This window comes from Oceanisphaera sediminis (assembly GCF_039539745.1).
Classification (GTDB): domain Bacteria; phylum Pseudomonadota; class Gammaproteobacteria; order Enterobacterales; family Aeromonadaceae; genus Oceanimonas; species Oceanimonas sediminis.
On record NZ_BAABDS010000040.1, the window covers coordinates 1 to 18,895 of the forward strand.

An 18,895-nucleotide genomic window follows, 5' to 3' on the forward strand; every position below is an offset into this window, starting at 1 on the left:
GTGTCACCTGTATATCTGATGAGGTGATGATATCACCTCTGAACAGGTGGCCACTTTAAGTGTGCCACTACAAACAGCCAACTCCGGAGCATGACGGAGGGCAAAGGGATCTGCTCAGCCGACCATTCGCGCCACGGATGGCGCGGCTGAGCCTCCAGGGAGGGATTCACGGCGAGTCGGGGGAGCGGGCCCTTTGTCCGATGTTTACACTACGACCAAATAGATCATGTGTTTAGTCCGATTGGTTTTACTCCTCACTCTTTACCCCTCATTTCTCACGATTCAATCAGCGGTGCTCCAGCACCATCACCTTGTGATGTTGCAGCGGCCGATAACGGTCGTAGCGCGGTTTTTCCATCAGGCTTTGCCACCACTGGCCCGGCGCCATCCCCAGCGGCAAATCTATGCCCAATCGAAACCGGGACTCGAATTTTTGCTTGCTGTTGCTCAACAACGAACTCTGCAGCCGAAATATCCGCCAGGGCGCATAATTGAGCGACCACTGCCGGGACAAGGCCGCCTGGTATTTGTCACCGCTGCCGTACAGGCTGAGTTGCCGTCCCTGCCATTGATAATACCGCCCCGACACACTCAGCCCCGGCACGAATCCCAGCCGACCCTCGCCGAACCACTGCCGTCCGGATGCCGGCCGTTCCAGCCGGCCTCCTTGCTGCTGCCAGCCGGACAGGGCGCGGTATTGCCCCGCCCCCAGGGTCCAGTCTCTGTGGTTCAAGAACATCAACAGGCCACCACGGCGATGATCCCAGGCGGCCTGATAATCCATCACCGGCTCGAGGTGGCCGCTAATCTCGTTGGTCAGCGGCTGTTCGAAGTGCAACCCGGCCTGGTAGGTCAGTCGTTCATCCCGGTAGTCCAGCCCCAGTTCGCCCTGCCAGTCCTCCATGACCGGTAAGGCCATGCGACTGTTGAGCAGTGGCTCCTTATCAAACAGCGGCAGCTGATAATCCCAGCTCCACTGCTCGGGGTTGAGCCAGGGCAGCTCGCTGAGCTGGCGCGAACCAAATGACAAGGTACTGTCGGCCAGAGTGGTCCCCTGTTGCTCCACAAACTGGTCCAGCTGATCGGTCGCCGCCGCCCGCGCCGCCGTGGCAATGGTGAGCAGCACACGGTCGGTTTTGGGTGCCCGGGCCGGATCGGGTGGTCCCAGCCGAGGCAGCGGGAGCGGAGTATTCATGGCTACCGGCATCTGGGCCCGGGGCGCCGGCGGTTGAATGGTCAGGGTCGGGGGCAAGGGTGGCCGATCCGGCACCCAGATCCAATCCCCCGTCGTCAACGGCGTCATGAAGCGTTCGCGATTGAAGTTCAGCCGTAACTGCCGTTCGGTCAGTTGAAAGCGCGCCGCCATCGAGCGCCAGCTTTCACCGGGCAACACCTGGTGCATCACCATCAAGGGGCCCGAGGCCGGCGATGGCACGCTGAAACAGAGCGACATCAATAACAGGAAATAACGCACACAGAAGGCTCCGGCTGTACCTGACAGGGCAAGGGGCTATCGCGCCAAAGCTCGCGGCGACAGCAACAATATCAAATCCGGGTTATCGAACCCTGATGATCAAACTATGGTGATCAAACTCTGTTTATTCAATCAGGTTGCGCTTTCAACCGGGCTACCGGATCTCAGCCCTGAAAGCCGCACAAGAGGCGATATTCTTCCAGCACATAGGTGTCGGTCATGCCACTGACGAAATCCAGCAGCAGCCGAACCCGAAAGTACCACTCCCGCTCCCGCTCGCTTTCAAAGAAGGCGGCACTACGACTGTCACGCCGGTAGGCGGCCAGGTGGCGCGGCGGCAAGCGATGATAGAGCCGACGCAACACCAGCCCCTCGGCATCCTGCCGGCTGTCCAGGCTGGTGAACTCTTGCTCCGGCAGCGCCAGCAAGGGCGCAAAGGCTTCCAGCACACCTTTGAGCGCGGCAAAACCCGACAACTCCAGCGCCTCTACCTCACGGCGGTTGAATACCTGCCGGTGGGCGAAATCCTTCAACCACTGCAACGCCTCGGCCGGCGCCTGCTCTACCGCCAACAGGGGCGCGTCATGGCTGCCCTCGAGAATGGCCTGCTGATGCAGCAGATACTGCTCGCTGACCAGCACCAGCAGGTCATCGTTGATGGCCTGGCGAAAGCGGCTGAAAAAGCCGGGTTCATCGGCCTTCGCCTGCTGCCAGCAGTTTTTCAGATACTCATTGGCGCCCTTCAGCAAGGCCAGCTCCAGCTCCGCCAGACTCAGCACGCCCCGGTCGACCGCGTCTTCCAGATCCGCCACCCCATAAGCCATGTCGTCGGCGGCTTCCATCAGAAAGGTCAGCGGATAACGTCCCCGGGTGGTGATGGGAAAGCGTGCCCTTATCTGCTGCACCAGCGGCCGCTCGCTGAAGTAATGCCCCGGTTTCTGCTGCCAGCGACCGCCGGTCTGGCGCTGGTAGGCGCCGCGCACGTACTTTTGCAGCGCCGCCAGCTGACTCAGCGTCAGGTTCAGCCCCTGCAGGCTGTGCAGCAGCCGCAGGCTCTGGGCGTTGCCTTCAAACTGCTGCAAATCCGTCATCAACATGGGCCACTGACGCGAGCCCTTGCCGATGGCCTGGCGGAACAGCGGCGGCAGCCGGGTGCGCAACCAGTCAATCATCACCACCTCGCCGAAGTGGCCGAATGGCGGATTGCCGACGTCGTGCAGCAGGCAGGCCATTTCCACCAGGCTGACGAAGGCTTCCTTGTCGACCTCCTGACCAATTTCGGCCAGCACCTTCAGCGCAAGCTGGCGGCCGGTTTCCTTCACCTCCAGCGAGTGGGTCAGTCGGCTGCGTACCGAGGCCTTGACGTCGAGCGGAAACACCTGGGTCTTTTGCTGCAGCCGTCGCACCGGCGAACACTGCACGATGCGGCTGCGATCCGCCTCTATGGCGGCCAATGCCGACGCAGGCTCCGCCTCTTCATTGGCGGAAGGCAACTGACGCTCACTCAGGATGAGCGCCTGATAATCACTCATACCCGGCGCTCCAGCCATCGGCGCAGTATCACCAGATCCGCCGGTAACAGGGCGTTCAGCTCATTGACCCAGGCATCCAGTTGTTGCCACCAGTCGGGCAGATCCGGACTCTGGATTTGCTGCGCCAACTGCTGCACCCGCTTCAATCCGACCGAGCCGGCGGCGCCCTTGATCTTGTGGGCTTCGTCGACAATGCCGTCTTTATCCTTCTCGGCCATAAAGTCATTGAGCCTGTTCAGATAATCACCGGCCATCTGGTCGAGCATGTCGACGCTGGATAACAGAATGCCGGCGCCTACCGTATCCACATAATCGGTCAGAAACACCGTATCCAGTATTTCCTGCTGCTCGGCGTGAGCGTCGGCCTCGGTATCGTTTTCCGTGGCGGGCATGGCGGTTACCGGCGCCGGTCGGGATTTGGATTGGAGCTGCGGCTGGTGCTGCGGCTGGGGTCGATGGGCAAAGAAGCGGGCCAGCACCCCCTTGATGGCCTTGGACGACAGCGGCTTGCTGATGGCATCGTCCATACCCCGGGCCAGATATTCCTCTTTGTCTCTGATCAGATTGGCGGTCAGCGCCACCAGCGGCGGCAGGCTCTTCGACTGTTCCCGCGCCTCTTCCCGCAGACGGGCGGCAATATCGAAGCCGGTCATGTCCGGCAGCTGGATATCGAGGAACACCAGATCAAAGGACCGCTGTGCCAACCATGCAAAGGCTTCGCCGCCATCGCGGGCCACGGTCACCTTGTGGCCCAGCTTTTCCAGCAGGGCGCAGGCGACGGTCACGTTAAGCTCCACATCTTCGACCAGCAACATCGACAGCGGCGGCAGGTGTGCCACCGCAGGATCGTCTACCGGCGCCTGGGTGCTGGGCACCGTGATGGTAATGCTGAAGCAGGAGCCTTCGCCGGGTTCGCTGTCCAGCTCTATGGTGCCGTGCATGGCATTCACCAACTGCTGCGACACCGCCAGGCCGATGCCGGTGCCGGTGGCGTGCTTGTTGCCCTCGATCTGAAAATAGAGCGCAAAGATTTTCTGCTGCAGCTCGGTCGGAATGCCGATGCCGGTATCTTCGATATCGAAGCGCAGGGTCACTTCGCCCGGCGTCAGCTCGTCGGCCATGCAACGAATGGTCACGCCACCGTCATCGGTGAACTTGACCGCGTTGCCAACCAGGTTCCACAACACCTGCCGCAAGCGGGTACCGTCGGCCAGAATCCACTCGGGAATATCACCATCCCGATCGAAGTGCAGATACAAGCCTTTCTGCTCGGCCTGCAGCCGGGCCAGGCTTTCCAGATCATCCAGAAAGCCGGGGAAGTCCATCGGCTCCGGCGCCAGTTCCAGCCGGCTGCGGTCTACCTTGTCCAGATCGATGATATCGTTGAAGATATTGCCCAGGGTCACGGCGCTGAAGTGAATGGTCTTGAGGTGCTGTCGCTGCTCCTGATCCAGCTTGGTGGCCAGCAGAATGCGACTCAGGCCAACGATGCCGTTCAGTGGCGTACGCAGCTCATGACTGATGGTGGAGATAAAGGTGGTCTTGTCACGACTGGCTTTTTCCAGCACCTCCTGATAGCGCTTGCGCTCGGTAATGTCCCGGCCGAAGCCCAACAATCCCAGGCGCTTGTCGTTACGATCGAAGAAGGGCACCTTGCGCAACTCGAAACAGGCTCGGCGCCCATCCGGGTATTGCAGCCATTGCTCGTAAGTCTGACTCTCGTTGCGGGCGAACACTTCCTTGTCGGTTTCTACCACCTTCTCAGCCACATCTTCCGCATACACATCGTAAGGCGTCAGGCCGATCAGCTCTTTTTCCTGACGGCCAAGCAAATCTTCCATCGCTCGGTTACAGCCGGAAAATTCTTCCAGTTCGTTGCGGTAATACACCAGATCCGGTGAGGTATCGATGAAGGAGCGCAACAGGGCGGAGCGCTCCTGAGATTCCAGCTGTGCCTTCTCCCGCTGGTAGACTTCCGCCTCCAGATCGCCGATGGCCTGCTGGCGTGCGGTCTCTGCCTTGTGGGTTTCTTCTATCTGGCGATTAAGCAACTCTATTTTTTCCTGCAGCTCGTTGTTCAGCTCCAGATCCCGCTCCCGCATCTGCTGCAGCCGCTGCACCAGCCGGCTAAGGCGCTGGCGCGAGTCCTCCAGCTGATCCACCACCACCGACAGAAAGTACACCGCCCAGGGCGTGACCAGCAGGCCGAAGAAGACGGAGCGCACCATATCGATGGATTCGACCGTTCCCCTGAGAAACAGCGTCACGCCCACTTGGATAAAGATGGCCAGCAGTATGATGCAGGCGGCCAGCAACATGCTGAAACGCACTATGCCCAGCTTGGTCATCAGATCAACATAGTATTGAGCCCATGTTTTTATGGGTTTCATCGGTTATTCCCGTCAACAACAGCATAAAAGCAGGATACCGGCTTAGCCGCGGGCTGTCATGCCGATGATGTACGAGCTTGTTGCCGTCAATATAGAGACACGCGGAACCTTTAATCCGCACGTAATTTTACATCAAACAGACTCTGTCTCGTTGGGTAAAACATCACAATTGAAATTTAATGCACTAAAAGTGCATTTATAATCCCATAATAACAAAGGATTTTTGCAGGAAATGCCGTTATGCTCATTTTTCCGGCGGGACAAAATGAGATCTACCTCAAAGTTTACCTTTATTGTGTAGTAAAAAAACAACAAAAAACATTCAATTTTACATTCTGCTGTATGATTTAAAATCACAGAATAAAAACCCAACATTAATCTGCAACTTAAGATTTATAGCCAAACATCTGGGTTTTGCATTGGAATATCCTACTTCACCCCGGGATAAACAGCGACTTCTCTCTTTATTCCTTTAATTGACCTCACAAAAAAATCCCTATATTTTGGTAAATTAGCCACCAATGGCAACGGACGCTTCAGAGCATGTCGTGCTGACAAAAGTAGTCGCTCGGCCCAACGGCTTGAGCAATGGAGGAATGCAATGTCTCTTTATGACCCCTCGCTTGAGAAAGATAACTGTGGTTTCGGCCTGATCGCCCATACAGAAGGCGAAGCCAGCCACAAGCTTGTCCGACTCGCGATTTCGGCGTTGGATCGCATGCAACATCGCGGCGGCATCGCCGCCGACGGTAAAACCGGCGACGGTTGCGGTCTGTTAATGCAAAAACCGGATAGTTTCTTTCGCGCTGTCGCTCAAGACAAGGGATGGAACCTGGGCCGCAAGTATGCCGTAGGCATGATGTTTCTCAATCCGGATCCGGTACTGGCCGAACAGTGCCGCCAGATAGTCAACGAAGAACTGGAAAAGGAAACCCTGAGCCTGGTTGGCTGGCGCGACGTGCCGGTGAATACCCAGGTACTGGGCGACATCGCCAAGGCTTCTCTGCCCCGCATCGAGCAGGTATTCGTCAATGCCCCCGCCGGCTGGGTCGAAAATGATATTGAGCGCCGCCTTTACATAGTGCGTCGCCGCATCGAAAAACGCATCAATGACGAATACTTCTACGTAGTCAGCCTGTCCAATCTGGTGATGACCTACAAGGGCCTGTGCATGCCCGCCGATTTGCCCAGATTTTACCTGGATCTGGCGGATATTCGTCTGCAATCGGCGATTTGCGTGTTTCACCAGCGCTTCTCTACCAATACCCAGCCCCGCTGGCCGCTGGCACAGCCGTTCCGTTTTCTCGCCCACAACGGCGAGATCAACACCATCGGCGGTAACCGCCGCTGGGCCCAGGCCCGTGCCTACAAGTTTGGCTCGCCGCTGCTGCCGGATCTGCAAGACGCCGCCCCCTACGTCAACACCGACGGCTCCGACTCCTCCAGCCTGGATAACATGCTGGAACTGTTCCTGGCCGGCGGCATGGACCTGTTCCGGGCCATGCGCATGCTGATTCCGCCGGCCTGGCAGAAAAACCCGGCAATGGACGAAGATCTGCGCGCCTTCTACGACTTCAACTCCATGCACATGGAGCCCTGGGATGGTCCCGCCGGTATCGTGATGTCCGACGGTCGCTTCGCCGCCTGTGCCCTGGATCGTAACGGTCTGCGCCCGGCGCGCTTCGTGCGCACCAAAGACGGCTTTATCACCCTGGCCTCCGAAATCGGCATCTGGGACTATACCCCGGACGAAGTGGTCGAAAAAGGCCGGGTCGGCCCGGGCGAGCTGTTCGTGGTCGATACCGCCAAAGGCAAAATCTGGACCAGCTTCGAGATCGACGACGATCTCAAGAGCCGCCATCCCTACAAGGAATGGATGACCCAACACAAGCGTGTGCTGACTCGCTTCGAAGATCTGCCCGAAGACAAGGCCGGTCAGTGCGAGCTGGACGCCGGCTCCCTTCGTACCTATCAGAAGCTGTTCGGCTACTCGATGGAAGAGCTGGATCAGGTGATTCGGGTCATGGGCGAGAACGGCCAGGAAGCCACCGGCTCCATGGGTGACGATGCCCCCATGGCGGTGCTGTCCAGCAAGTCCCGTTCCGTGTATGACTACTTCCGCCAGATGTTTGCCCAGGTGACCAACCCGCCGATCGATCCACTGCGCGAAAACCACGTCATGTCGCTGGCCACGCTGATCGGCCGCGAGCAGAACGTATTCAACGAGACCCACGGCCACGCCCATCGGGTTCAGTTTGAATCACCCATTCTGCTGTACTCCGATTTTCATCAGCTGATGAATCTGGAACAGACCCATCACAAGAATACCGTGCTGGATCTGAACTTCGCACCGGAAGAGGGCCTGCAGGCCGCCATCGAACGCCTGTGTGAAGAAGCCAAAACGGCAGTAGAGACCGGCACCGTGCTGCTGGTACTGACCGACCGTTATATCAGCAAGGACAAGCTGCCGATTCCCGCGGCCATGGCCGCCGGTGCCATTCAGCGCACCCTGGTCGAACACAACCTGCGCTGCGACTCCAACATCATCGTCGAAACCGCCAGCACCCGTGATCCGCACCAGTTTGCGGTTCTGCTCGGCTTCGGCGTGACCGCCATCTACCCCTATCTGGCCTATGAAACCCTGGGCCGCATGGTGGAAGACGGCGTGCTGAAGATGCCTCTGCGCGATGCGCTGCTCAACTTCCGCAACAGCATCAACAAGGGCCTGTACAAGGTCATGTCCAAGATGGGTATCAGCACCATTGCCTCTTACCGCTGCTCTCAGCTGTTTGAAGCCATAGGTCTGCATCAGGACGTGGTCGAGATGTGCTTCCAAGGTGTATCCAGCCGTGTGCAGGGTGCTTCTTTCGAAGACTTCCAGCAGGACCTGTTCAACCTGAGCCGCGTGGCCTGGATTGCCCGCAAGCCCCTCAGTCAGGGTGGCCTGCTCAAGTATGTGCACGACGGCGAATACCACAGCTACAACCCGGATGTGGTCAAAAGCCTGCAAACCGCGGTGCGCTCCGGCAACTACGAGGACTACCAGGTTTATTCCAAGCTGGTCAACGAGCGTCCGGTTGCCATGCTGCGTGACCTGCTGACCCTCAAGCAGGATGGCCAAGGCATAACGCTGGACAAAGTCGAGCCGGCAAGCGAATTGTTCCCCCGCTTCGACAGCGCCGCCATGTCCATCGGTGCCCTCGGCCCCGAGGCCCATGAAGCACTGGCCGTGGCCATGAACCGCCTCGGCGGCAAGAGCAACTCCGGCGAGGGCGGTGAAGATGCCCGTCGTTTCAACAGCCTGAAGAACTCCAAGATCAAGCAGGTGGCTTCCGGTCGCTTCGGTGTGACCCCGCACTACCTGATGAACGCCGAGGTCATTCAGATCAAGGTGGCCCAAGGCGCCAAGCCCGGTGAGGGCGGTCAGCTGCCCGGCCACAAGGTGACCACGGAAATCGCCAAGCTGCGTTATGCGGTACCGGGCGTGACCCTGATTTCCCCCCCGCCGCACCACGACATCTATTCCATCGAGGATCTGGCCCAGCTGATCTTCGACATCAAGCAGATCAACCCGAGCTGCATGGTGTCGGTCAAGCTGGTGTCCGAGCCCGGCGTGGGTACCATTGCCACCGGTGTGGCCAAGGCCTATGCGGATCTGATCACCGTCTCCGGTTACGATGGCGGCACCGGTGCCAGCCCGCTGACCTCGGTCAAGTATGCCGGCTCCCCCTGGGAACTGGGCCTGGCCGAAACTCAGCAGGCGCTGGTGGCCAACGGCTTGCGCCACAAGGTACGGCTGCAGGTGGACGGCGGTCTCAAGACCGGCCTGGACATCGTCAAGGCCGCCATTCTGGGTGCCGAGAGCTTCGGCTTCGGTACCGGCCCCATGGTGGCGCTGGGTTGTAAGTACCTGCGTATCTGTCACCTGAACAACTGCGCCACCGGCGTGGCCACCCAGGACGAAAAGCTGCGCAAGGAACACTTCCACGGTCTGCCCGAAATGGTAGAGAACTACTTCAAGTTCATCGCCGAAGAAACCCGCGAGCTGATGGCACAACTGGGCGTGACCCAACTGACCGATTTGATCGGCCGTACCGACTTGCTGGAAGTGTTGCCTGGCCTGACCGCCAAGCAGCAGAAGCTGGACTTGTCCGGCATCACTGCCAAGCCCGAGCCCAAGCCGGGTCTGGGTGTGTTCTGCCAGACCGGCAACCCCAACTTCGACAAGGGTGTGCTGAACCTGCGCATGACCGAAGATGCCCTCGGCGCCATCGAAGGCAAGACCGGCGGCGACTTCTACTACCCCATCCGCAACACTGACCGTTCTGTAGGTGCGCGTCTGTCCGGCGAAATCGCCCAGCGTCACGGTAATCAGGGCATGGCGGCGGATCCGGTTCGCATGCATCTGGACGGCACCGCCGGCCAGAGCTTCGGGGTCTGGAACGCCGGCGGTCTGGAAATGATCCTGACCGGTGACGCCAACGACTACGTCGGCAAGGGCATGACCGGCGGCAAGCTGGTGATCAAGTCCCACGTCGGCGTGGCCTTCGCCTCGCACGAAGCAACCCTGGTCGGCAACACCTGTCTGTACGGTGCCACCGGTGGCCACCTGTACGTCGCCGGCCGTGCCGGTGAACGTTTCGCGGTGCGCAACTCCGGTACCATCGCCGTGGTTGAAGGCGTGGGTGACAACGGCTGTGAATACATGACCAGCGGTATCGTGACCGTACTGGGCCGTACCGGGGTCAACTTTGCCGCCGGCATGACCGGAGGCTTTGCCTACGTGCTGGATGAAGACGATGATTTCGAACTCAAGACCAACTTTGAGCTGGTTGAGTTGCTGGGTCTGGATGAACTGATGATCCATCAGGAACATCTGCGCGGTATCATCACGCAACATCTGCAGGAAACCGGCAGTAACCGGGCACAGGAAATTCTGGCCAATTTTGACCAGTACCTGCCCAAATTCAAACTGGTCAAACCCAAATCCAGTGATGTTAAATCCTTGTTGGGCCACCAGAGCCGTTCCACCGCAGAACTGCGGGTCCATGCGCAGTAAAGGAAGATTGTGAGATGAGCCAGAACGTATTTCAGTTTATAGACGTACAACGTGTCGACCCGCCCAAGAAGGCGATCGGCACCCGTAAAATCGAGTTCGTGGAGATCTACGAACCCTTTTCTGACAGCCAGGCCGAAATGCAGGCCGACCGCTGTCTGGACTGCGGCAACCCCTACTGCGAGTGGAAGTGTCCGGTACACAACTACATTCCCAACTGGCTGAAGCTGGCCAACGAGGGACGCATCTTCGAGGCGGCAGACCTGTGTCACGAGACCAACAGCCTGCCCGAAGTGTGTGGCCGCGTGTGTCCGCAGGATCGTCTGTGCGAGGGTTCCTGTACCCTCAACGACGAGTTCGGTGCCGTGACCATAGGTAACATCGAGAAGTACATCACCGACAAGGCCTTTGAAATGGGCTGGCGTCCGGACATGTCCAACGTGGTGAGAACCGATCGCAAGGTCGCCGTTATCGGTGCCGGCCCTGCCGGTCTGGCCTGTGCCGACGTGCTGGCACGTAACGGCGTGACCCCGGTGGTCTTCGACCGTTACCCGGAAATCGGCGGTCTGCTGACCTTCGGTATTCCGTCCTTCAAGCTGGAGAAGACGGTGATGAGCCGTCGTCGTGAAATCTTTACCGAAATGGGTATCGAGTTCCGCCTGAACACCGAAGTGGGCAAGGATGTCGGCTTTCAGACCCTGCTCGACGATTACGATGCAGTTTTCCTGGCGGTCGGTACCTACAAGTACCTGCGCGGCGGTCTGACCAACGAAGATGCCGAGGGTGTCTTTGACGCCCTGCCCTTCCTGATCTCCAACGCCAACCGGGTGCTGGGTTTCGAAAAGCAGGCATCCGACTACATCGACATGGCCGGAAAAAAGGTCGTGGTATTGGGTGGTGGTGATACCGCCATGGACTGTGTGCGGACTTCCATTCGTCAGAATGCCGAGCACGTGGTCTGTGCCTACCGTCGGGACGAGGCCAACATGCCCGGTTCTCGTCGTGAAGTGCAGAACGCCCGGGAAGAAGGGGTGAACTTCATGTTCAACCTGCAGCCCACCGGGGTGCAGACCGACAGCAACGGCAAGGTCACCGGTGTCGAGGTGGTTACCACCCAGCTGGGCGAGCCCGACGCCAACGGTCGTCGCCGTCCGGAGCCGGTTGCCGGTTCCGAGCAGGTGCTGCCGGCCGACGTGGTGATCATGGCGTTCGGTTTCCAGCCTCATGACCAGCCCTGGCTGAAAGAGTACGGTATTGAAGCCGACAAGTGGGGCCGCATCATCGCCCCCGAGCAGGCCGACTTCGCCTACCAGACCTCCAACGCCAAGATCTTTGCCGGCGGCGATGCCGTACGCGGCTCCGATCTGGTGGTGACCGCCATCGCCGAAGGCCGCAAGGCCGCCGAAGGCATCATGGACTACATCGGGGTGTAAGCTCGCTTCACTCCGTTGCAGAGGCCGCTCATCGAGCGGCCTTTTTTATTTTTACAGCAATACGAATCCGCCGCTCTCATACCAATCTGGAAAACTAACTGATCTGCCTGGTTTCACGATAAAGGTCGAACGAAGGGTTCACTCCACCGACACGCTGAACCGCATCCCTGCGACGCTCAGCACATGACGTCCTGTCATGTGATGGTCGCTGGAGTAGAACCCTTCATCCGCCCCAATGCTGCGGAGTCGCCTGTGGAGCGGCCTGCAGACAACTCGGTGCTAAGGAGAGGCAACAGAGAGCGGCTCCCGCGACCGTGAAATGCCAAGGACGGCATTTCCGAGCCCCCATGGATGGGTTTATGGCGTGTCGCGGGAGGTGACTCTGTTTCCTCTCGTGTCCAGCTTTAAAATAGATCATATTTTTATTTAGATTGGTATCACAGCCATCGGACAAAGAGCAGGCCCTTTGTTCGACCTGTAAACACCGCCCAGATTCCAGCAGAGTCAGCTCCCTAAGGAGATACAGATCCCCGATCGGCCTTTTGGGTCGATGATGATAAACTCCCCATTATTTTCGTTGCGAGAGAACCCCTTATGACTATCGGTATTATTGGCGCCATGGAGCAGGAAGTGGCCGAGCTGCGCGCTCAGCTGGAAAACGCCCAGACCATCACGGTGGCGGATTGTGAGTTTTACCAGGGCACCCTGGCAGGCAAAGAGGTGGTGATTACCCGCTCCGGCATCGGTAAAGTTGCCGCCAGCATCGCCACCACCCTGCTGCTGGAACGCTTCGCACCCGATACCGTCATCAACACCGGCTCCGCCGGCGGTTTCGATCCGGCGCTGCATGTGGGTGATGTAGTCGTGTCCAGCGAAGTCCGTTTTCACGATGTGGATGTGACCGCCTTCGGTTACGAAATGGGGCAGATGGCGCAGCAACCGGCGGCATTTGTTGCCGATGCCGGACTGATTGCACTGGCACAAGAGTGTCTGGCCGAACAGGACGAGATTAATTCGGCGGTCGGCCTTATCTGTACCGGTGATCAGTTTATGCACCGGGAAGATCAGCTGCAGAAAGCCATCACCCAGTTTCCGACCATGAAGGCCTGTGAAATGGAAGCCGGTGCCGTGGGCCAGGTGTGCCATCAGTTCCAGGTGCCATTCGTCGTGGTTCGTGCCCTGTCCGATATTGCCGGTAAGGAACAGGCCGAGTCTTTTGAAGCCTTTCTCGAGGTCGCCGCCAAGCATTCCAGCGCCATGGTGCTGGCCATGATCGCGCGCATGCCGAGCTGAATGCGGTGATCGCCCTCTCGCTGCTCGAACAGCCCGTGACTCTGCTCAGCATCGCCATACTACTGAGCTTGCTACTGCCGGCCACTCGCCTGCAACAGAGCCTGACCCAGGGTCTGATGCAGTTGGGAAGTCGCCTCAATGGCGAGCGCTATACCGCGCGTTATCTGCATGTTGCCGGGGGGGCGCTGCTGCTCTGCCTGCTGCTGCCGCTGATGGCTACCTACTGGTCGCTGACGGTGCTGTCGCCCTGGCCAGCCCTGCTGGAGCCACTGTTGCTGTGGTGTTGTCTGGATTTGGGCCGGCTCAGCCGCGCCCTACCCTTATGCCTGCAGCAGAGTAGCGAACAGACACCACTGGCCCGGTTAACCCTGGCCCCCTTGTGTCTGCGCCAGACAGATCCGCTGTCGTCGCTGGGGCTGCACAAGACGCTGGCGGAGGTGGCGGTATTACGGCTGGCAGGCGATTTCGCCCTGTTGTGCTGGTATCTGGCCGGTGGCATCTATGCCGCCCTGCTGTTCGCCCTGTTGCGGCTGGCGGTGCAGTCCTGGCCGCGCAAGCTGGTGCACTGGCGGGCCTTCGGTCTGCTGCCGTCGGTGCTGTATCGCGCCATGGCCTGGTTACCGTTCCAGGTGCTGGCTCTGACCCTACTTATCTATCCGGGGTCGCTGCGCGCCATCAAGGCCTGGCCCCAGGGTCGACTGTGGGCCTTTCCGGCCAGTGGTCGTTTACTGGCGGTCGCGGCGGCCGGCGTAGATGCCGGATTGGGCGGCCCGCGCCGTTACACCGACGCCACCGATTATTATCCCAAGCTGGGCAGCAAGAACTACCTGAATGCCGTTTCGACCCGGGCGCTGTTGTGGCGGCTGGTTATCGCCCTGCTGTTCTGGCTGTCGCTGGCCTGGACCCTGATGCTGGTGCCCTTGTTTCATGGTTAAGAGTTTTATGGTTAAACGTTTCATGATTACGGCTTTCATGATGAAGTTTTTAATGGTTAAACCCAGAGTCTTGTTGTTACTCCCCCTGCTGTTTGGCGCCCTGTTCGGCACACATCAGGCCCGTGCCGACGAGGCCCGCCGTATCATCAGCCTAGCCCCCCATATCACCGAAATGCTGTTTGCCATCGGCGCCGGTGATCAGGTGATTGCGGTGGATAACGCCAGTGACTACCCACCGGCAGCCACCGCCTTGCCCAAGGTCGCCAACTATCGCTCACTCAACATGGAGCAGATATTGGCGCTACAGCCGGACTTGATCGTGGCCTGGGGCAATGCCCAGCAACAAATGGTACAGCCACTGGAACAACTGGGTATCACCGTGTTTTATTCCGCGCCCGACACCTTTGCCGCCCTGGGTGATGAACTGCAGCAACTGGGTGAGTTGACCGGCCATTCACCCCAGGCCGCTACCGTGGTTGCCGACTATCAACGGCAGCTGGACGAGATTGAACGGGAGTATCGCGATGCCGGCCCGGTGACGGTGTTTTATCAGATTGCCCGCACTCCCTTGATGTCCGCCAACGACAGCACCTGGATGGGCCAGGCGGTGAAACTGTGTGGCGGGGTCAATATCATGGCCGACAGTCCGGCGCCTTATCCGCCGTTGAATGCCGAGCAGGTGCTGGCGCAGGATCCGCAGGTGATACTGGCAGACGAGCACGAAGATCTGCAGCATTGGCGGCAATGGCCGGCGTTGCAGGCGGTGGCGCACGGCCATTTGCTGACCATAGACGCCGATCGTCTGCATCGTTTTACACCGCGCACGCCCGGCGGTATTCGCCAGCTGTGCCGGCAACTGGATAAAGCCAGAGCCTACCAATAGGTGTAATTGTGTTCGTCGGGGCGCCTCTATACAATGGCGCCCTTTTTACATGAAGAGATAAACAATGCAGCCCCTGGTTGAGTCGGTGTTCTACTGGAGTGATCTGTTCGGCACGGCGGTATTCGCCTTTTCCGGCGTACTGGTGGCCGGCCGACTGCGGATGGACGGCTTTGGCGTCATCGTGCTGGCGGCGGTCACCGCCATCGGCGGTGGCACCATCCGTGACCTTATCATCGGTGCCGAGCAGGTGTTCTGGACCGCAGATACCCTCTATCTGTGGGTGATACTGGTTACCGCGCTGCTCGGGCAATATATTGCCCAACTTCCCCGGCGGCTGCCCTGGTATATTCTGCCGCTGGCCGACGCCTTCGGTCTGGCCATTTTTACCATTATCGGTACCGACAAGGCGCTCAGCTACGGAACCTCCGGCATGGTGGCGGTGGTGATGGGGGTGATCACCGGGGTGGCCGGCGGCATGATCCGCGACGTGCTGGCGCGCGAGGTACCCATGGTGTTGCAGCGGGAAATCTACGCCACCGCCTGCATTCTGGGCGGCGTGCTCTATACCTGCTCGCTGGCTATTGGCATAACGCCATTACTGGCCACCATGCTCGGCATGCTGGGCACCTTCATCCTGCGCGTCGCCGCCATTCGCTGGCATCTGTCACTGCCGGCCTTTTCTCTGAACCGCTGACTCGGGCCTGTACAATCGGACAAAGGGCCCGCTTCGCCGACTCGCTCAAGCACCTCCCTGTGACGCTCAACACATAACCTCCCTGTCATGTGATGGTCGGTGAAGCAGATCCCTTCGTCCTCCTTGAAGCTCCGGCATGGCCTGTAGGTGCCGCCTGCGGGCTGCTCGGTGTTTCCGAAGAGGCAACAGAGAACGCCTGCCTCGACCGTGAAATGCCAGGGACGGCATTTCCGAGCCCCCAGGGGCGAGCTTGTCTCGCCGGGACGAACCGTTTCAGCCTGACCAAACATCCAGTGAATGTTCGCAGTAGGCTGCAACGGTGAGTGTCATTTACCAGTAGCGTGTCGTGGGAGGCGGCTGTGTTGGGCCTTAATATGACCAGATCATTAATGGGATTGGCATGAGCCCCATCTACAGATGGGGCTGATACAAAAAAGGCCTCTGACGAGGCCTTTTTACATGTCGATAACCGTCAGCTTCAGGCTACGGTGACCTTGGCAAACTTGCGCTTGCCAACCTGGTAGACCGCTTCGCCGGCCTGGACCACCTGCTTGCCGTCTTCCAGCTTGTCGCCGTCTACCTTGACCGCGCCCTGCTTGATCATGCGCAGCGCTTCGGAGGTAGAGCCCACCAGACCCGCCTCTTTCAGCAGGTTGGCGATGGCGATGCCTTCGGCACCGGCGTTGAGGGTGACTTCCGGCAGGTCGTCGGGAATGGCGTTTTTCTGGAAACGCTGCACAAAGTCCTGATGCGCCTGCTCGGCCGCCGCCTCGTTGTGATAACGGCTGATGATTTCCTTGGCCAGCAGAATTTTGATATCCCGCGGGTTGGCGCCATCCAGCACCTCCTGCTTGAGCGCAGCCAGCTCGCCCAGGCTGCGACGAGACAGCAGCTCGAAGTAACGCCACATCAACTCGTCGGACAGCGACATGATCTTGCCGAACATCTCGCCCGGTGCCTCGTCCACTCCGATGTAGTTACCGGCCGACTTGGACATCTTCTTGATGCCGTCCAGGCCTTCCAGCAACGGCATGGTCAGCACCACCTGCGGCGACTGACCGGCGTCTTTCTGCAGCTCGCGGCCCATCAGCAGGTTGAACTTCTGATCGGTGCCGCCCAGCTCGACATCGGCCTTGAGTGCCACCGAGTCGTAGCCCTGCAGCAGCGGATACATGAATTCATGGATGGCGATGGACTGACCGGAACCATAACGCTTCTTGAAGTCGTCCCGTTCCAGCATGCGGGCCACGGTCAGTTTGGACGCCAGCTTGATCATGCCGGTTGCGCCCAGCTCGCCGAGCCAGCTCGAGTTGTAGACGATTCGGGTTTTTTCCGCGTCCAGCACCTTGAACGCCTGTTCGGCGTAAGTTTTGGCGTTGTCGGCCACCTGTTCCGGCGTCAGCGGTGGCCGGGTGCTGTTCTTGCCACTGGGATCACCGACCTGAGCGGTAAAATCACCGATCAGCAGCAGCACCTCATGGCCCAGATCCTGAAACTGGCGCAGCTTGTTGAGGATCACCGTGTGTCCCAGATGAATATCGGGCGCGGTGGGATCCATGCCCAGTTTCACCCGCAGGGGACGCCCTTCCTTTAATTTGGCAACCAGCTCTTCTTCAACCAGTATCTCTTCGGCACCACGCTTGATTTCCGCTAATGCCGCTTCCAGCTGGGACATGACGACTCTACTCCTGTGCTATGCACCTGAATGGCTGTTCTGAATACGGTCTGTTATTCGGAACGGCGATTTAGACGATCCAAACAAAATAAGGCAAGCATATTACTGGAATGGCGGATAAATTGGAAAGGCTGTAAAATCTGGGCTTGATTCAGGGAAGAGTATCACATGCCCGTTATTTACAGACTCAAGACATTGCCCCGTGTGCATAAAATCGCCCTCGGACTGCTGAGCACCGCCATGGTGGCGCTGATCATGATGCCCACAGAGCCGGCCGTGGCCAGCCGCGTTCACGCCGACCTTGCCGTCCCTGCGAAGTTTCAGGACGCACGCCAACCACTCGAGATAGAGGTGCAAGACCTGCCCCTGGTTGACGAGCACCTGCCCGCGCGCGAGCTGATGGTCAAGGTCAGTCGCGGTGATACCCTGTCTTCGATCTTTGCCCGCCAGGGGCTGCCTTCCGTCCTGTTGCACGATATCAACCGGCTCGGCGCCGATGCCAGATCGCTGCAAAAAATTCATCCCGGCGATAAACTGACCTTTTCCTTCGACAGAAAAGGACAGTTTTTCGGTCTAAGCTATCCGCTGGATGCGGCACGCACCCTCGACATTCGCCAGAGCGAATCCGGGCTGCGCAGCCGCATCATCAGCGTCCAGCTGGAGCACCGCACCCAGTACGCCCAGGCCTCGGTCAACTCCAACTTCTGGAATGCCGGTGTTACTGCCGGTCTCAGTGCGGGCCAGATCATGAGTCTGGCCGCCATGTTCGCCTGGGATCTGGACTTTGGTCTCGACATCCGTGCCGGCGATCGCTTCGCCGTGCTGTACGATCAGCGCTACAAGGACGGCATTCTGGTCGACACCGGCCATATTCTGGCGGCCGAATTTATCAATCAGGGTAATGTATACCGAGCCATACGCCACGATGACGGCAATTACTATTCGCCCGAAGGCCGGGCCATGCGCAAAAGTTTTCTGCGTGCGCCGGTCAACTTCTCCCATATCAGCTCCAACTTCAATCCGCGCCGGCTGCATCCGGTTACCGGCCAGGTCAAGCCACACCGCGGCATCGACTATGCGGCCCGCACCGGCACTCCGGTGGTGGCCGCCGGTAGTGGCGTGGTGGCGGAGTCCGGTTACAGCCGCTTCAATGGCAATTATGTGGTGATCCGCCACGATCGCACCTATCTCACCAAGTACCTGCACCTCAACAAGCGGATGGTGAAAAAAGGGGAGAAGGTCAAGCAGGAGCAGCAAATCGGCACCGTCGGTGCCACCGGTCGAGTGACCGGCCCGCACCTGCATTACGAGTTTCTGGTCAACGGGGTGCACAAGGATCCCAAGAGCGTGGACTTGCCCCAGGCCGCCTTTCTGTCGCGAGGCGAGCTGGCCAAATTTCGCCCCAGGGCAGACAAGCTGCTGGCGCAGCTGAGCAAGGTCAGTGAAGTGATGCTGGCCAACAATTAAGACAGGAAACGGTGAAGGGTAAATCGTGAGGAGTGAGGAGTACGCCACTAATCCAAAACGTCG

At 59.1% G+C, this 18,895-nt stretch carries 11 protein-coding genes; 7 read left to right on the forward strand and 4 right to left on the reverse strand.

Going from position 1 to position 18,895, the window contains the following annotated elements; translation table 11 throughout:
• Nucleotides 1-286: 286 nt before the first annotated feature.
• The 3 genes from ABD827_RS14650 to arcB all read right to left on the reverse strand — a co-directional run bounded on the left by ABD827_RS14650 (nucleotide 287) and on the right by arcB (nucleotide 5,396).
• Nucleotides 287-1,474, reverse strand: a complete 1,188-nt coding sequence (locus ABD827_RS14650; protein ID WP_344965430.1) for an inverse autotransporter beta domain-containing protein — start codon at nucleotides 1,472-1,474, stop codon at nucleotides 287-289.
• 164 nt (nucleotides 1,475-1,638) lie between these two features.
• Entirely contained in the window at nucleotides 1,639-3,006 is a 1,368-nt protein-coding gene (dgt, locus tag ABD827_RS14655) for a dGTPase (RefSeq protein WP_344965431.1), read from the reverse strand.
• Nucleotides 3,003-5,396: an aerobic respiration two-component sensor histidine kinase ArcB gene (arcB, locus tag ABD827_RS14660; RefSeq protein WP_344965432.1), complete on the reverse strand. Its 2,394-nt coding sequence runs from the start codon at nucleotides 5,394-5,396 to the stop codon at nucleotides 3,003-3,005. Before arcB ends, dgt begins: the two co-directional genes overlap by 4 nt.
• Before the next feature lie 601 nt (nucleotides 5,397-5,997).
• Between arcB and gltB the strand changes: the two genes are divergently transcribed.
• The 6 genes from gltB (at nucleotide 5,998) to ABD827_RS14690 (ending at nucleotide 15,690) form a co-directional block, all read left to right on the forward strand.
• Nucleotides 5,998-10,455, forward strand: coding sequence for a glutamate synthase large subunit (gene gltB, locus ABD827_RS14665; RefSeq protein WP_344965433.1), 4,458 nt, complete (start codon nucleotides 5,998-6,000; stop codon nucleotides 10,453-10,455).
• Nucleotides 10,456-10,469: 14 nt separating this feature from the next.
• Nucleotides 10,470-11,885 (forward strand): FAD-dependent oxidoreductase, encoded by a 1,416-nt coding sequence (locus ABD827_RS14670; protein WP_344965434.1) that lies wholly within the window; start codon nucleotides 10,470-10,472, stop codon nucleotides 11,883-11,885.
• Between the two features lie 594 nt (nucleotides 11,886-12,479).
• On the forward strand, nucleotides 12,480-13,178 hold the full coding sequence (gene mtnN, locus ABD827_RS14675; protein WP_344965435.1) for a 5'-methylthioadenosine/S-adenosylhomocysteine nucleosidase: 699 nt from the start codon (nucleotides 12,480-12,482) through the stop codon (nucleotides 13,176-13,178).
• A 35-nt stretch (nucleotides 13,179-13,213) separates the two neighbouring features.
• Nucleotides 13,214-14,113, forward strand: coding sequence for a cobalamin biosynthesis protein (locus tag ABD827_RS14680; protein ID WP_344965436.1), 900 nt, complete (start codon nucleotides 13,214-13,216; stop codon nucleotides 14,111-14,113).
• Between the two features lie 52 nt (nucleotides 14,114-14,165).
• The gene (locus ABD827_RS14685) at nucleotides 14,166-14,996 is read left to right on the forward strand and encodes a cobalamin-binding protein (protein ID WP_344965437.1); all 831 of its coding nucleotides are present in this window, start codon (nucleotides 14,166-14,168) and stop codon (nucleotides 14,994-14,996) included.
• A gap of 64 nt (nucleotides 14,997-15,060) precedes the next feature.
• Nucleotides 15,061-15,690 carry a trimeric intracellular cation channel family protein gene (locus ABD827_RS14690; RefSeq protein ID WP_344965438.1) on the forward strand — a complete coding sequence of 210 codons (630 nt, stop codon included), beginning with the start codon at nucleotides 15,061-15,063 and terminating at the stop codon, nucleotides 15,688-15,690.
• A gap of 478 nt (nucleotides 15,691-16,168) precedes the next feature.
• Here ABD827_RS14690 and tyrS read toward each other — a convergent pair whose 3' ends face one another.
• Nucleotides 16,169-17,365, reverse strand: coding sequence for a tyrosine--tRNA ligase (tyrS, locus tag ABD827_RS14695; RefSeq protein ID WP_344965439.1), 1,197 nt, complete (start codon nucleotides 17,363-17,365; stop codon nucleotides 16,169-16,171).
• Nucleotides 17,366-17,533: 168 nt separating this feature from the next.
• Between tyrS and ABD827_RS14700 the strand changes: the two genes are divergently transcribed.
• Nucleotides 17,534-18,832: a peptidoglycan DD-metalloendopeptidase family protein gene (locus tag ABD827_RS14700; protein ID WP_344965440.1), complete on the forward strand. Its 1,299-nt coding sequence runs from the start codon at nucleotides 17,534-17,536 to the stop codon at nucleotides 18,830-18,832.
• The last annotated feature ends 63 nt before the right edge of the window (nucleotides 18,833-18,895 follow it).